Genomic DNA, 14,834 nt, shown 5'->3' with positions numbered 1-14,834 from the left:
AACTCCTTTGAACACAAGCTGGATGCAGAGACCTCTGAGGCGGATCTGCTGGCGGTTGTGGATCAGTTGAACAATGATCCAGCCGTGCATGGTATTCTTGTACAGCTGCCGCTGCCCGGTCATTTGAACGAAGATCTGATCATCAACTCTATCGCGCCAGAAAAGGATGTGGATGGGTTTCACATTTCCAACGTTGGCCTGCTGGGCACGGGCCAGAAGAGCATGGTGCCCTGCACGCCGCTTGGCTGCCTGATGATGCTGCGTGATCACCACGGCTCGATCTCTGGCATGAATGCGGTTGTGATTGGCCGGTCCAATATTGTGGGCAAGCCGATGGCGCAGTTGCTGCTGAACGACAGCGCCACCGTCACCATCGCGCATTCCCGCACCAAGGATCTGCCCGGTGTGGTGAAGCAGGCAGATATCGTTGTGGCGGCTGTTGGACGCCCTGAGATGGTGCCTGGCGACTGGATCAAAGAAGGCGCAACCGTGATTGATGTGGGCATCAACCGCATTGATGCGCCTGAAAAAGGCGAAGGCAAAACCCGCCTTGTGGGTGATGTGCATTTTGAAAGCGCCGCGAAAGTGGCGGGTGCGATCACGCCGGTGCCGGGCGGTGTGGGCCCAATGACCATTGCCTGCCTGTTGGCCAACACCGTAACGGCGTGCTGCCGTGCAAACGGTCTGGAAGAGCCAGAAGGCCTGACTGCGTAACTGCGGGTGGATAGACGACAAAAGGCGGCCCATGTGGCCGCCTTTTTTGTGGCGGCGATGTCAGCGCGGCATTGGCACCACACGGGGGATCTGTCCGGTGACAATGGCCATGGCTTCTGGCCGCATAAGATCACGCAGGACGCATTGATCGCTGCGCAGTCCGCCGGTGTATGTCCCAAAAGCGGGCAGAATGATGCGGTCACTGTCAAACAGGAACGCAGGTCGGGAAATTTTGCGCAGACGCGTCTGAATACGCACTTTGGGGTGATAGTGCCCAGAAACCTCGCCGCTTGCGCCAGCCTGTGCGATATGGCGGAATGTCAGCGGCGGCAGCGGCAATTCTGCAAGATGTGCGCCCCCCATGTCGATGGGGCCGGGGTCGTGGTTGCCCTCAATCCAGACCCAGCGTCGCCCGGCCTGCAGGCGGGCAATCCAAAGGCGGTCCGTCTCTGACAGTGTGCGTGCGGCTTCGACGTCGTCAAAACTGTCGCCAAGACAAATCACCGTGCCTGCGCCCGTCGCAGTGAGGTCATTTTCCAGCCGGATCAGCGTGTCGCGTGTTTCGTAGGGGGGCATCGCCGGGCCGCCTCGCCGCAGCACACGTTCGGTTTTGCCAAGATGCAGATCTGAGACGACGATCAGGCTTTGATCTCGCCACCAAAGTGCGCCGGATCCTAGGGCCGTGAGCGTGCAGCCTGCCAGTGTAATGTCAATGCCGTTCATGATACGTTCCTAAGGGGAAGATAGGCGTCCGATCAAGAAAAGTTTTCTGAGCCTAAACGTTTACGCGGGCCAGACCGCTGTCTTGCATCAGCGCTGCTTCCTCTTCGGCCAATAGCCGTTCTTCGGCGCTGCCACTCTGCACAGGCACTTTGCCAACCTCCAATAGCAGGGGGGCTGCCAGCGGGGTGACATGCGGGGCGCGACTGTGGTCGATGCGATCCCCAACCGCCAGCATCATGGCTTCAATACGTGAAAAATCCACAAGGCCGCGCAACGCCTCGGTGCGGGTGATTTTAAGCAGCAGATGCTCCGGATCGTATTTGAGCAAAGTGTCGTAGAGAATATCTGAACTGAACGTGGCCTGCCGCCCGGATTTTCTGGCACCGGGGGTGTTGCGCTCGATCAGCCCGGTAATGGTGGCCGAAGCGCGAAAGGTACGTTTCATCAGAGCGTTGCCCGCCAGCCAGCTCTCTAGCCCGTCCCGCAGCATTGTGAGATCGAAGAGGTCTTTGGGGGCAACAACTTCGTCTAGCCCCCAGATCAATGTGGCATAGTCGGAGGCGACAAACCCCATGGGGGCGAGGCCCAGATCTTCCATGCGCTTGGTCAGCAATAGCCCCAGCGTTTGTTGTGCATTGCGGCCTGCAAACCCGTAGACGCAAATGTTTTCTCGCCCATCGCGTGGGAAAGTTTCCACCAGCAGACGGCCGGGTTCCGGCATGCGTGAGATGTCGCGCTGAAGGCGGAGCCAGTCGGCGGTATGGCTGGGCAGCGAAGGCCATGTCTCTGCTTGAAGGAACCGCAGCGTGCGCTGAGACAATTGTGTTGAGGTGGCGAATTTTGTGCCTGAGAAAACCGCAACGCGCGGTTTGCGGGCCGCATTGCGCGACACTTGTACGGTCATGTCCCGCAGGCCTTCGTAGCGCACGATTTGCCCACCAATGAGAAAGGTATCCCCTTTGGCAAGTGTGGCGGCGAAGGCCTCCTCAACCTCACCCAGCGGTTTGCCGCTGCGATTGCGCTTGAGTTGCACTTTGAGTGTGTCGCTGTCCTGAATGGTGCCTGCGTTCATACGAATACGGGCGGCGGCGCGGGGATCGCGCAATTGCCACAGACCATCTGCGCGTTGCTGCAGTTTTTGCCAGCGATCATAGGCCTTTAATGCATAGCCTCCGGTGGCGCAGAAATCGAGGCAGGCGTCAAATTCCGCACGGCTGAGGCGCGAATATGCGCCGACGCCTGTGACTTCGTCAAACAGCGCGGTTGCCTCAAAGGGTCCTGCGGCGGCTGTGAGCAGAATATGCTGACAGAGCACATCAAGGGACCCTTGGGGCAACGGATCGCCATCCAGCTCTCCGGCGCGCACGGCTTCCAGCGCATTGACACATTCCACCACTTCCCAGCGGTTGGCGGGCACGAGCAGGGCTTTGGAGGGCGCATTGTAGCGATGATTGGCACGGCCAATGCGCTGCACCAGCCGTTTGACATTCTTGGGCGCGCCCACCTGTATCACGAGATCCACATCGCCCCAGTCAATGCCCAGATCCAGACTGCTCGTACAGACAATGGCGCGCAGGTCTCCCCGTGCCATGGCTGCTTCGACTTTCTCGCGTTGCGCCCGATCGAGACTGCCATGGTGGATGCCGATGGGCAGGCCTTCATCGTTTGCAAGCCACAGATTGTGAAAGAAAATTTCCGCCTGTGCGCGGGTGTTGTGGAAAATCAATGTGGTTTTATGGGCTTTCACCTGTGCAAGCACCGCAGGGATGGCATAGGCCGCCCCGCCGCCAGACCAGGGCGGCGGGGCGTCTGTAGTCAGCATGGAAATGTCGGGCGCCGGGCCGGGGTCTGCGTAGAGAATGTTGCAAGGGTCTGGGTTGCGGGCGAGCAGGCGGGCGATGTCTTCGGGATGATCAACTGTTGCCGAGAGCCCGACGCGTCGCAGATCTGGGCAGAGGCTTTGCAGACGCGAGAGCGCCAGAAAGAGTTGATCGCCGCGTTTGTTCTCGGCCAGTGCGTGAATTTCATCCACCACCACACGCTTGAGCCCCTGAAAAATGCGTGGCGCGTCTTCGTAAGACGTGAGTAGCGCAAGGCTTTCCGGGGTGGTCAGCAGGATATGCGGTGGGTCCACACGCTGGCGTTTTTTGACCGTCTGAGAGGTGTCTCCAGTACGGTCTTCGATGCGGATGTTAAGGCCGATTTCCTCAATCGGATTTCGTAAATTTCTCTTGATATCAGATGCTAAGGCTTTGAGAGGTGACACGTAAAGTGTGTGCAAGCCAGTGTGGGGTGCTTCCGCGAGATCTACCAATGTGGGCAGAAAGCCAGCCATCGTTTTCCCGCCACCGGTGGGCGCAATCAAGAGCGTGCAGGGATCGTCGCCACGGTCCAGCATGTCGAGCTGGTGGGGGTGGGGGTGCCAATTGCGTTTTTTGAACCATGCGGAGATCTCTGCGGGCAAAACTGCGGGGGCACGCAACGGGGCTTACTCCGGCTGTGGTCCACAAAAGAGCGCATAGAGCAGGGAGATCACCTGAGAGGTGTTGTCATCTGCCAAAGAATAATAAATCGTTTTCCCTTCGCGCCGGGTGCTGACCAGACCTTCCTCGCGCAGGCGGGCCAGCATCTGACTGACAGCGGCCTGACGAAGATCCAGAATCTCTTCAAGCTCAGACACGGATTTTTCTCCAGACCCGATATGACAGAGGATCATAAGCCGCCCGGAATGCGCCAGCGTCTTAAGGTAAGCTGCGGCGTTTTCTGCGTTTTTTGCCATTTCTGAGGGCGGAGTGGGAAGGCTTTGAAGGGTCACTGTCTGGCGTCCAAGGGCTGCGGTCTCTTTCCATATAGCACCCCGTTGCCGAGGTTTTAAGTCGTGTCATGTTTTTGGGGGAGCGCCACCGGCAAAGCTGTTGCCGTTGACATAGTCGCAGGGGGCGTCCTGCATTTGCAGATGTAACCCTTTGCCCTCAAAGGGATGGGCGCGGGCGAGGGCTTCGTTGACCTCAATCCCAAGGCCCGCTGTCGACGGTGGGATGACAAAACCTTCCTCCACTTTCAGCGTGGAAGAGATCAGCGCGGCGTGGAAATCTGTTTCGATGGTCTCGATCATCAAGAGGTTGGGGATAGAGGTTGCGAGGTGGATGTTTGCGGCCCACTCGATTGGTCCTGCATAGAGGTGCGGCGCGACTTGGGCGTTGTAACACTCTGCTATTGCAGCAATTTTTTTGGTTTCCCAAATACCGCCAGCGCGGCCGAGCGCAGGTTGCAGGATTTCCGCTGCGCCGGATTTCAACACCGTGGCGAACTCGGATTTGGTGGTCAGGCGTTCGCCGGTGGCGATGGGAATGCGGACCTGTTTTGCGACGCGGGCCATGTCTTCGGGGGCGTCGGGTGGGGTGGGTTCTTCGAACCAGAGCGGGTTATAGGGTTCCAAGGCCTGCCCCAGTCGAATGGCGCCAGCCGTGGTGAACTGACCATGGGTGCCGAAGAGCAAATCTGCTTTGTTTCCAACGGCTTCTCGAATGGCGCGGCAGAAGTCGACGGAGAGGGTAATGTCGCGCATCGCTGGCATATGGCCGCCGCGCATGGTGTAGGGGCCTGCGGGGTCAAATTTCACCGCGGTATAGCCTTTCTCCACCATGGCCAACGCGCTTTCTGCGGCCATCTCCGGGGAAGTCCAGAAGGCGGAAACATCATGGTGATCAAGGGGATAGAGGTAGGTATAGGCGCGCAGCCGTTCGTTCATCATCCCGCCCAGAAGCGCATAGGTCGGGCGGTCACGGTCTTTGCCCAAAATGTCCCAGCAGGCGATTTCCAGACCGGAGAAAGCGCCCATAACCGTTAAGTCGGGGCGTTGCGTAAACCCGGAAGAGTAGGTGCGGCGGAAAAGACGCTCGATGTTTTCGGGATTTTCGCCGCAAAAATAACGCGCAAAGACATCGTGAATGACCGCTGTCATGGCCTCTGGGCCAACGGTGGCAGCATAGCATTCGCCCCAACCCACAAGGCCTGTATCTGTTTGAAGTTTCAATAAAATCCAATAGCGGCCACCCCAACCGGGAGCCGGGGGCGCGGTGATGATCACATCCAGATCGGTCAGTTTCATGAGGGCCCCTTTGTGCGGTGCTGGCCTGAGGTATTGAGCCTCATGCAGCGGGTCCTCGTCAAACAGAGAACGCGATGCGGGGGGAGTTTTTGAGGAGAATTTCCCTTACCGGACCGTGCGCTGGGTTAAGGGGCAGAAAGGGCGAAAATTTCACGTCTGTATCGCGTCGGTATCCCGTCGGTGATGCGTCGGTGCTATTTTCGCCCCTTCAAGTGTTAACTCGCTGACACGCCGAGGTGGGCATCGACGATCCGTTGCACCATGGGGGCGAAGTGGGCGTAGTCTGGCGTTTGCATGTCCGGGTGCTTGCCCGCCTCATCAAGAAAACGGACCTGAATGATCTTTTTCAGATTTGGGTTCTTCTCAAATTCGGTCACCTCTTCGGCGCTCATCGGGCCGCCCTGAAGGTTCAGGGAATGGATAGAGGCGTCAGACAGACGGTTGAAGTATTCCGGCTTGGTGGCGCAGAGATAGCGCTTGGCCGCCACGTGATAGCGCACGCAGTCGATCACCACGGAGGGGAAAAACGCGGCCAGCACCTTGGCACCCGCTTCTTCGTGATAGCGGTCTTCTGTGTCTTCCATGGAGAAGGTGCCAAATTCAGAGGTGAAATGGCCAATGTCATGCAGCAGGGCGGCGACAATGATGTCTTCGGGCTGACCATTCTGTTCGGCGATGGTGGCCCCTTGCAGCATATGTTCGGCCATGGTCACCGGTTCGCCGAGATATTCCTCATCGCCGCAGCGCGCGAAGATGTCGCCGATGAAATCCACAATGGTGTCGCGGGTCAGCTCTGGCGTGCTCATGCGGCGGCCTCCTGCTGGCTTTCCAATGCGGCCAAGGTGGAGAGCAGGCCGTCTTTGTCGGCATAGCAGCCCTGAAGCCAGCGATTGCCCGCCCCGGAATAGCCCTTGCGCGCGTGCAGCACGCGGGTGTTGTCAACGATGAAGGCTTCGCCCGGCTCCAGTTTGAAGGTCACCTCCATATCTGTGTCGTCAATGATCTCGGAGAGTTGGCGATAGGCGGCGTAATAGGCCTCCATCTCGTCAAAGGGCACATCAGTGAGCGGCGCGATGGAGCGGGAGTTGAAGCGCACGGCCTGTAGCGTGCCATCCGGGGCCAGTTCGATCATCGGGCGGCGCGATTGCAGCTTCACCCCGGCGCTTCCGGCATATTCGAAACGGGCGGTGTATTTGCACAGCAGGTCAAAGCCCTCTGGGTTGATCTCTTTGAGGCGCAGGGCACAGGCAAAGCCATCCACCACCATGTTTTCGCCGCCCTCTGCGGAGTTTTCCAGACAGGAGAGCACCTGAAGGCTGGGCACGGGGTCGCGGTAGGGATTGTCTGTGTGGGCCTGAAGGCCAAGACCGGTATAGGCGAGGTTGGTGGGATTGACCTCTGTGCGGACCTCAAAGTGGCGGCCATAGTTGGTTTCGCGCACATAGCCAAAAAGATCGACAATTTTGAAGAGATTGCCCGATTGCACCGGCAGGTTGGTCATTTTGGCAAAGCCATAGCGGCGGATGTGTTCCAGCCATGCGGCCCGGGCGCTGTCGCTCTGGGCCACTTCTGGGTAGGCGCCCGTTGGGACGGTTGCGTTGAGCGCGCTGGTCCAGGCGCTGGTCTGCGCGGGCAGGCGGCCAGCGTCACGCGGCTGGGGCTTGTCGTAGGCATTGGCGACGAGCCAGCCCAGATCATAGCGCGCGCTATGACCATCGGGACCGAAGGTCAGCATAAGTGTGCCATCGGTGAGACTGGCCTGTGTGAGGGTGGTTTCGGCAGGCAGGTCGGCCATGGTGATCAGGCGCTGACCGTTGCCGGGATCACGGGTGGCCCCATCAATGGCATTGTCGCGCAGCCAGAGCGCATGAAAGCGCAGGCTTGTGCTGTCTGTCTGCAGGGTGAGCTGGCGCCCGTCGGCGGAGAGGGTGACCTGTGGCATGGGGGATCCTTTGCTGGCTCAGGGGAGTCCTGTGGCGGTCTTATCTGCATCGACAGTTCCGCGATCTGGATGCATAAATCAAATTAGCCTTTTGATAGGTGAGGGAGCGGTTTGTTAATGGATAAGTCAGGCTTTGATCAGATGCCGCTGGAATGGGTGCGTGCCTTTGAGGCGGCGGCGCGTCTTGGCAGCTTTACGGCAGCGGCGCAGGAAAGCGGTTTGACCCAATCGGCGATCAGCCAGCGGATTGGCCATCTGGAGGCGCGTCTGGGCACGCAGCTCTTTATCCGGCAGGCGCGGCAGATCACGCTGACTGCCGAGGGGGAGGCCTGGCTGCCACATGTGCAGGCGGCGCTGATGGGGTTGCGCGACAGCACGGAGGCGCTGTTTGGGGTGTCCCGCAACCGGCTGACGCTTTCGGCGAGTGCGTCGGTGAATGAGCTTTGGGTGGTGCCACGGATGGCGGCGCTTGCGCAGGTGAGTGGGGCGCAGATCAGCCTCAGCACCATGGTGGTGTCCAGTGGCGAGGCGCTGGATGAGGCGGCGCTGCGGATTCGCTATGGCAGCGGGGATTGGCCGGTGCATTATGCCCGGCCGCTTTATGAGGAGCGCATGAGCCCCGTGGCGGCACCTTCGCTTGTGGGGCAGGAGCCGGTGGGCAAGGGGCTTGCGAAGCAGGTGCGCTGGCAGGATCTGCCACGGCTGTCAGTGTCCGGACCGCGCCCGGGCTGGCGGCGCTGGTGTGAGCAAACTGGCACAGCCACAACCCCGGTGCCGCAGCTGCGGTTTGACACGTTTGCCACCGGCTTGGCGGCGGCGCGGGCCGGGCATGGGGTGCTCTTGGCGTCTTTGCCGCTGGTGGCGTCAGACCTTGCTGCCGGGCGTTTGGTGCGGCTGTCCGATGAGGTGCTGCATCACCATGAGACCTATTGGCTTCTGGGCGCGCGGGAGCGGCTTTCGCGGCGGCAGTGGCAAGAGGTGTCCGGCTGTCTGGCGCAGATTTGACCGTGTGGAATGCGAAGTGGGGTCAGAGGCCCTTTTCTTCGGCGAAGGTTTCAAGCTCTTGCTCAATCACCGCAATGGCTTCCTGCGTGCTGAAGAAATAGAGATCGGGCGCGTCGATATCGTCCATGAAGACTTCGATGTCCATGGAGATGTCTTCGCCGTCAAAGGCGCAGGTGAGGCGCCAGCGTTTGGTGTCGTCCACTGCGATTGCGGCGAGCGTGTCGCCGACTTCTGAGGCCATATTGGCGGGGAAGGTGAACTGGGGATGATTGGAGAGGCGGGTCAGAAAAGGGGCCACCTCTGCGGCGTCGAAATTCATCGAGGCTTCAGAGGTCACCGGTGGGGGCGGTGGCGCGGATTTGGGTTTGAAGAGGTCCGTAAAAAAGCGCAGCACCGGTGAGTCTCCCGTCTTGTGGGTCAGCGGTCGAATATAATCACGTTGCGCTTGGCGCTGCCAGTCTTGGTATCGGCAATGGCCTCATTGATCTGGTCCAGTGACCAGCGCCCGGAGATCAGCTCATCGAGTTTCAAACGGCCCTGCTGATAGAGATCGACCATCCAGGGGATATCTCGCTTGATCACCACATCGCCCATTTTGGAGCCCTGCATGCCCTGACCGATGGCGGCGAGGATCACCGGCTCATAGCTGGATTTCTCGCCGGAATGGGGCATGCCCACCATGATCACCTTGCCACCCGGCGCGAGGTAGCGGGGGGCGGCGTCATAAGCGGGGATGGCCCCCACGGTGACGATGACCGCATCCGCCCCCCGACCCATGGCACGGTGGGCCTGCACAAAAGGTTTCTTGTCGGTGGCCAGAATGCCGTCGGTTGCGCCAAACTCTTTGGCGATTTCGAGTTTCTCTTCGTTCATGTCCACGGCGACGATGCGACGGGCGCCAGCGATGCGCGCGCCTTGGATGGCGTTCAGGCCGACGCCGCCCGCGCCGATCACCACCACATCCTGACCCGCGCGGATCTGAGCGGCGTTGACGACGGCCCCAATGCCGGTGATCACGCCACAGGCGATCAGGCTGGCGGCTTCCATCGGGATGTCCTCGGAAATCTTGACCACCTGAGATTGATCCACCACCACTTTTTCGGCAAAGGCCCCGCAGGCCATGGCCTGATCCAGAGGGCCACCGTCCAAGGTGCTCAGCGGACCTTTGGTGCCATCATAGGGCGTGCCGCAGATGGTGGGTTTGCCCTCAGAACAGCTTGGGCAGGTGCCGCAGGCGCGGATCAGGGTCACAACCACAGGATCCCCTTTCACCAGACCAGTGACGCCCGCACCCACGGCGGTGATATTTCCGGCGGCCTCATGGCCGTAGACAGCGGGCAGGCTGCCGCCCCATGCGCCTTCGGCAAAGGAGATATCGGAGTGACAGACCGCTACGGCGGAGAGGCTGACCTCAATCTCACCCATCTGCGGGGCACGCAATTGGACCTCTTCTACGGTGAGCGGCTGGCCAAATTCGTGGCATACGGCGGCTTTGATGGTGGTCATGGGATCCCTCCTCCTCAGGGTCTTCTGTCTGACCCAGAGTAAAGGGGAGACGGCGCGCTGTGCCAGACAAAGCGGCGGAAATGCAAATTATGTGCCGCGACGTGATTTCAGGAACACCAAGAGGGACAGCACCATCAGAACTGCCGACAGCAGGAAGGGCGCGCCGGGCAGATAGAAGATGGCATGATCGGCGGAAAAATAGGCAAAGCACTGTGTCATGACCAAGGGCGAGAGAATATGCGCCAGAGAGGTCAGAGAGGATGACAGGCCCTGAAGCTCGCCCTGTGCGTCATCGGCGACGCGGCGGCTCATGATGGCTTTGAGCGCAGGCATCCCCACGGAGGCCAGCGCGGCGACCGGAATGCCAATGAACAGCAGTAGGCTTGAGGAAATCACACCCAGATAGATCAGCGCGACCACCTCCAGTGTGAGCCCTAAAATCACCGTATAGCGGTTGCCCAGCCATTTGACGGTTGGGGCAATCAGAGCCGCCTGCACAATGGCGTAGCTGAGACCATAGGCGGAGAGGGATAGGCCAATCATACTTTCGTCAAAGGCAAAGCGCTCGGTGACAAAATAGGCCCAGATGGCGGGGTAAACGGCGCTGGCGACCTGATAGAGAAAGAACACCACCAGAAGTTTGGTCATGGCGGGCAGATGGTTGACGGCGGCCAAGGCACCAAGCGGGTTGGCGCGCCGCCATTGAAACAGGCGGCGGTTGGTTGCGGTCACGGTTTCCTTCAGCACAAACCAGCCCAGCAGAGCATTGCCCCCCGCCAGCGCCGCCGCCGCCCAGAAAGGGGCGCGGGTGCCAAATTGCGCGAGTATCCCGCCCATGGCAGGGCCGAGGACAAAGCCGATGCCGATGCCTGCGCCCACAAGGCCAAAGGCGCGGGCTTTTTCCTCAGGTTTGGAGATATCCGCCATATAGGCCATGGCGGTGGCATAGGTGGCAGCGGTGATGCCCGCGACGATCCGACCAAAGACCAGAATCCAGATATTTTGTGCCAAAGCGAGCAGCACGTAGTCGGCCGACATCACCACAAGCGACACAAGCAAAACGGGGCGTCGGCCAAACCGGTCAGAGAGGTTGCCCAGAAGCGGGCCGCAGAGAAACTGCATGAAGGCAAAGACTGTGGACAGAATGCCGCCCCAGATCGCCGCCGCGCCCAGATCGCCGCCGGTGACTTCCTGAATGAGATCGGGCATCACGGGCAAAATCAGGCCGATGCCCATGGCATCCAATACGACCGTGGCCATGATCACAAGGACCGGCAAGCGGTTTGTCATGATGATGCCCCTCCCTCTTGGAGGGGCATGTGGTCAGGAAACCCTCATGGGGTCAAGGGCTTACCGTTGCTGCCACCCTTTGGTTGCGGGAATTCATGACCTTATGCTTCGGGGTTCTTGGTCGAAACTATGCGTTTTAAGCGGCTTGATGCAGCAGGGACAGGGTGCCAAGGGCGATATGGGGCAGGCACAGAAGCCGCGCCGCAGCGGGGTCGTCCGCCTGTGTGAGCAGAGTGTGATGCGCGGTGACTGTGGCGCAGAGCATCGCGGCGTGGGGTGTTTTTGCAGCGGGACACAGGGCCTCTGCGGTCTGCGCCAGCCAGGCGGATATGGCGTGAACGGAGGCGGTGATCGGCTGTGGCGCACCTAGTTTCAGCGTCTCGGCCAAGGCAGTGCCGATCTCTGGCGTGGTATCAAAGGCCACGTGGATCGCGGTGCGGCGCAGGGCGGGCAAGGCGGCAAGGGCAAAGCGGGTGGCCTCATTTTGTGGCAGGGCAGACAGGGCTGTTTCCGCCTGTGTCAGCAACTGGCGCAGGCGCAGCATCAGCGCGGTATCGGCGATGTCTTGTGGGCGCGTGTGATGCAGGATGTAGCCGCTGTGTTCGGGGGCTTCCATGGCTTTGGCAAAAGCGGTGACCAAAGCGGACACATAGCTGTTGTCCTGCGCCACGCCTGTGGCCAGCCCTGCGGGGTCGATCTGTACCTCCATGGCGCTGCGATGGATGAAAAAGGCGCTGTCTTCGGGGATCACGCCGGTTTCCCCCTGAATTTTGGCAACCGTGCCCAAGACCAGAAGGGCCGCGCGGATTTCGGCGCTGTGGGTGAACAGGCGACCTGCCTCCCCCACGGGGAAGGCTTTGGCGTACATCGGGCTGTCAAATACGGAGGCGGTCATCAGGAGGCTTTCACAATACGGTCAATCAGGGCGGCGAGCCCCTTGGGATCAGCAAAGAAGGGGGAGTGGCTTGTGGGCATGTCATAGACATCTGACGCAGGCCAGCTCTCGGTCATGGTGACCTGAAACTCGGGGGGGATGGTTTGATCATCGGTGCAGCGGATGTAGCTTTTGGGGCAGAGGCGCTGGCCTTCACCAAGGGTGATCTTGTCGCTTTGGGCGCGGATGGATTGTGGCGAGAGATGTGCGTTGGCGAAGTCCTCGGTGCCTGTGGGGCAGTCGTGATAGAAGGCGGCACGGGTCTTGGCGGGATCCACGGTGTAGCTTAGCCCGTCGTCAGATTTCACCACCGCATGCAGCAGGGGCTGACGGGGGGCTGCACGGCGCATGTCGATCAGCGCGTGGCCGTCCCACGGGGCGTAGGCGCAGAGGTAGATCAGGCGGGCGATGTGGCCCTGACCTCGCGCATGGGACAGATCCGCGGCGCGGGTGATGGGGAAGCCGCCCCAGCTGTGCCCCAGCACCACGGTGTTCTCGCCAAGGGCGTTTACGATGGCCTCTGCGCAGCTGTCGAGCGTGACCTCAGAGAGGGGGGTGGTGTCCTGCCCATGAGACGGCAGGTCAATGGCGCGGGGGCTGTGCCCAAGCGCGGTGAGCGCGGGGATCAGATCACGCCAGCACCATGCGCCGTGGCAGGAGCCGTGTATCAGAAGAATATCAGACATGGCCGGTTTCTTTCATGAAGTCAGAGAGCAGCGCGGCAAACTCCGCAGGTTTTTCCACACAGGGCAGATGGCCGACGCGGCGCATGAGCGTGAAGCGGGAGCCGGGGATCAGATCAATGGTTTCGCGCACAAGATCGGGGGGCGTGGCGCCATCTTCAGATCCGGCAATGCCCAATGTGGGCAGGCGCAAACCAGAGGTTGGGGTATAAAAATCCGTGCCTTTGATGGCGGCGCAGCAGCCGGCGTAGCCCTCAGGCGGTGTGGCATGCAGCATGGCGCGCCAGTGGTCTGTGTCACCTGTGGCCTGAAAATCGCGGGAGAACCAGCGGGCCATGATGGCGTCAGACAAGGCCGGGAGGCCTTTGGTCTGCGCCGTTGCGATGCGGTCATCCCACATCTTGGGCGCGCCGATTTTTGCGGCGGTGTTGGAGAGCACAAGCGCGCGCACCAGATCAAGGCGCTTCACCGCCAGACCCTGTGCCACCATGCCGCCAAGCGACACCCCCACCAGCAGCGCGTTTGTGACCTTCAGATGGTCGAGCAGGGCTTCGGCCTCTTTCACCAGAGCGCCCATGCCATAGGGGGCAGGGGGCACTGCAGAGCCGCCATGGCCGCGCATGTCATAGCGGATGATACGCAGCCTCTCGGGCAGATGTGGCAGCACCGCGTCCCAGAGATGCAGCGTGGTGCCCAATGCGTTGAGAAACAGCACTGGGGCGCCTTGTGGGTCGCCTTCGTCGCGGTAGTGCAGCGATGTGCCGTTGAGAGCGGTGGTTGGCATCAGGGCTTTCCAAGTCTGATATGGGCCATGATCTGTCCGTGGTCAGAGGCCAGTTTGTTATAGGGTGCCTCGGCGTGGCTGCCATCGGTGAGATGGTCGTTGAACACGCTGAAGTATTCCATTTCCCCCAGCCGGTCGGCGTTGTCGGGATGGAAGTGACGGGACAGATAGATCTGGTCGATGCTTTCGTAAACCCCACCAAAGGCGGTGGTGTAGACCATGTCGCGTAGGGATTTGCGTGTGAAGAGCGCCTCGGCAGAGGTCAGTTTGACCGCGCCAACAGCCTCCTGGATCGCCGCGTTTTCGTCGCGTTTGTAGCGGTCATTGGCATGTTTGGCGTCATGGCGCAGCATCCAGCTGTAGTTGCGGAAGGGCACTTCGCCGGAGATGATTTCGCTGCTGACTGCATGTTCGCCGTCGTTGAAATCGCCAAGCACCATGACCGGGCGGCCTGCGTTCAGTTCTGCGACGATGGCGCGGCGCAGCACCCAGGCTTCGGCCATGCGGCGCAGCGAGGCGCGGATCGCCCCCATCGCGCGGCCCATGGGATCATAGCGCGTCAGGTCGGCCTCTGTGGCGATGCCCTCTGCGTTGCGGGGGAACTCGCCGAGTTTGGATTTGAGATGACAGTTGAAGACGGTGATGACCTGATCGCCCACTGGAATGCGCGCTTTCAGAATTGGGCGGGAGGTGCGGCGCAGTACAAAGGCACCGCTGTCATCGCCATCGAGCCCCTGAAAGGGAATTTCCACCGGTTCTGACAGCTCCTGAATGACCTCAGGCGGCTCGGCGAAGCCAAAACGCGACAGGATGGCGACGCCGGGGCGGCGGCGGCCGGGTGTATCGGTGTCGTTGATGTTTGGGGCCACAAAGAGGCCATCCTCCCCATAAGGCGTGTAGCCCAGTTTGCGAAAAATCGCCTTGCGGTGATAGCGCTTGGTCTTGTCCGGGATCACGGCCTCATTGGAGGCGATGCCGATGCGATCTGCCTCTGCTACCACATCGCGCAGGGCGCTTTCTTCAAAGATTTCCTGAAAACCGACGATGTCGGCATCCATGGAAAACAGCTGCGCGGCGGTCCAGTCTTCTTTCCAGGCGTATTCCTCAGGGGTGTAGGATTGGAAGGTGTAGTATTCCTGATC

The 14,834-nt window shown here is 60.5% G+C and carries 15 protein-coding genes; 2 read left to right on the top strand and 13 right to left on the bottom strand.

Going from position 1 to position 14,834, the window contains the following annotated elements; genetic code table 11:
- The coding region (gene folD, locus SHM7688_RS17560; protein WP_058241260.1) for a bifunctional methylenetetrahydrofolate dehydrogenase/methenyltetrahydrofolate cyclohydrolase FolD at positions 1-714 on the top strand (714 nt) is incomplete at its 5' end.
- A 60-nt stretch (positions 715-774) separates the two neighbouring features.
- Here folD and pdeM read toward each other — a convergent pair.
- The 6 genes from pdeM to tmpA form a co-directional block, all read right to left on the bottom strand.
- Positions 775-1,437, bottom strand: a complete 663-nt coding sequence (gene pdeM / locus SHM7688_RS17555; RefSeq protein WP_058241259.1) for a ligase-associated DNA damage response endonuclease PdeM — start codon at positions 1,435-1,437, stop codon at positions 775-777.
- Positions 1,438-1,489: 52 nt separating this feature from the next.
- Complete coding sequence (locus SHM7688_RS17550) at positions 1,490-3,919, bottom strand: ligase-associated DNA damage response DEXH box helicase (protein WP_188128136.1); 2,430 nt, start codon at positions 3,917-3,919, stop codon at positions 1,490-1,492.
- A gap of 6 nt (positions 3,920-3,925) precedes the next feature.
- Complete coding sequence (locus SHM7688_RS17545; RefSeq protein ID WP_058241258.1) at positions 3,926-4,216, bottom strand: ArsR/SmtB family transcription factor; 291 nt, start codon at positions 4,214-4,216, stop codon at positions 3,926-3,928.
- A 102-nt stretch (positions 4,217-4,318) separates the two neighbouring features.
- Positions 4,319-5,548 (bottom strand): mandelate racemase/muconate lactonizing enzyme family protein, encoded by a 1,230-nt coding sequence (locus tag SHM7688_RS17540; RefSeq protein WP_058241257.1) that lies wholly within the window; start codon positions 5,546-5,548, stop codon positions 4,319-4,321.
- A 215-nt stretch (positions 5,549-5,763) separates the two neighbouring features.
- Entirely contained in the window at positions 5,764-6,354 is a 591-nt protein-coding gene (gene tmpB, locus SHM7688_RS17535; protein WP_058241256.1) for a (R)-1-hydroxy-2-trimethylaminoethylphosphonate oxygenase, read from the bottom strand.
- Positions 6,351-7,490, bottom strand: coding sequence for a 2-trimethylaminoethylphosphonate dioxygenase (tmpA, locus tag SHM7688_RS17530; RefSeq protein ID WP_058241255.1), 1,140 nt, complete (start codon positions 7,488-7,490; stop codon positions 6,351-6,353). The genes tmpB and tmpA overlap by 4 nt, the downstream gene beginning before the upstream one ends.
- 117 nt (positions 7,491-7,607) lie before the next feature.
- Between tmpA and SHM7688_RS17525 the strand changes: the two genes are divergently transcribed.
- Complete coding sequence (locus SHM7688_RS17525; protein WP_058241254.1) at positions 7,608-8,495, top strand: LysR family transcriptional regulator; 888 nt, start codon at positions 7,608-7,610, stop codon at positions 8,493-8,495.
- 22 nt (positions 8,496-8,517) lie between these two features.
- Here the strand turns inward: SHM7688_RS17525 and SHM7688_RS17520 are convergent, their stop codons facing one another.
- The 7 genes from SHM7688_RS17520 to SHM7688_RS17490 form a co-directional block, all read right to left on the bottom strand.
- Positions 8,518-8,889, bottom strand: coding sequence for a hypothetical protein (locus SHM7688_RS17520; RefSeq protein WP_058241253.1), 372 nt, complete (start codon positions 8,887-8,889; stop codon positions 8,518-8,520).
- A gap of 23 nt (positions 8,890-8,912) precedes the next feature.
- Complete coding sequence (locus tag SHM7688_RS17515; protein WP_058241252.1) at positions 8,913-10,001, bottom strand: Zn-dependent alcohol dehydrogenase; 1,089 nt, start codon at positions 9,999-10,001, stop codon at positions 8,913-8,915.
- Between the two features lie 87 nt (positions 10,002-10,088).
- Positions 10,089-11,291 carry a TCR/Tet family MFS transporter gene (locus SHM7688_RS17510; protein WP_058241251.1) on the bottom strand — a complete coding sequence of 401 codons (1,203 nt, stop codon included), beginning with the start codon at positions 11,289-11,291 and terminating at the stop codon, positions 10,089-10,091.
- Between the two features lie 136 nt (positions 11,292-11,427).
- Positions 11,428-12,186, bottom strand: coding sequence for a lyase family protein (locus SHM7688_RS17505; RefSeq protein ID WP_058241250.1), 759 nt, complete (start codon positions 12,184-12,186; stop codon positions 11,428-11,430).
- Positions 12,186-12,911 carry an alpha/beta fold hydrolase gene (locus SHM7688_RS17500; protein WP_058241249.1) on the bottom strand — a complete coding sequence of 242 codons (726 nt, stop codon included), beginning with the start codon at positions 12,909-12,911 and terminating at the stop codon, positions 12,186-12,188. The genes SHM7688_RS17505 and SHM7688_RS17500 overlap by 1 nt, the downstream gene beginning before the upstream one ends.
- Positions 12,904-13,692 (bottom strand): 3-oxoadipate enol-lactonase, encoded by a 789-nt coding sequence (gene pcaD, locus SHM7688_RS17495; RefSeq protein WP_058241248.1) that lies wholly within the window; start codon positions 13,690-13,692, stop codon positions 12,904-12,906. The genes SHM7688_RS17500 and pcaD overlap by 8 nt, the downstream gene beginning before the upstream one ends.
- A partial coding sequence (locus SHM7688_RS17490; RefSeq protein WP_058241247.1) for an endonuclease/exonuclease/phosphatase family protein occupies positions 13,692-14,834 on the bottom strand: 1,143 nt, incomplete at its 5' end. The genes SHM7688_RS17490 and pcaD, both read right to left, overlap by 1 nt.

It is taken from the genome of Shimia marina, assembly GCF_001458175.1.
GTDB classification, from domain to species: Bacteria; Pseudomonadota; Alphaproteobacteria; order Rhodobacterales; family Rhodobacteraceae; genus Shimia; species Shimia marina.
The sequence above is the reverse complement of the archived record's forward strand: the minus strand, read 5'-3'. Positions and strand labels throughout refer to the sequence as shown.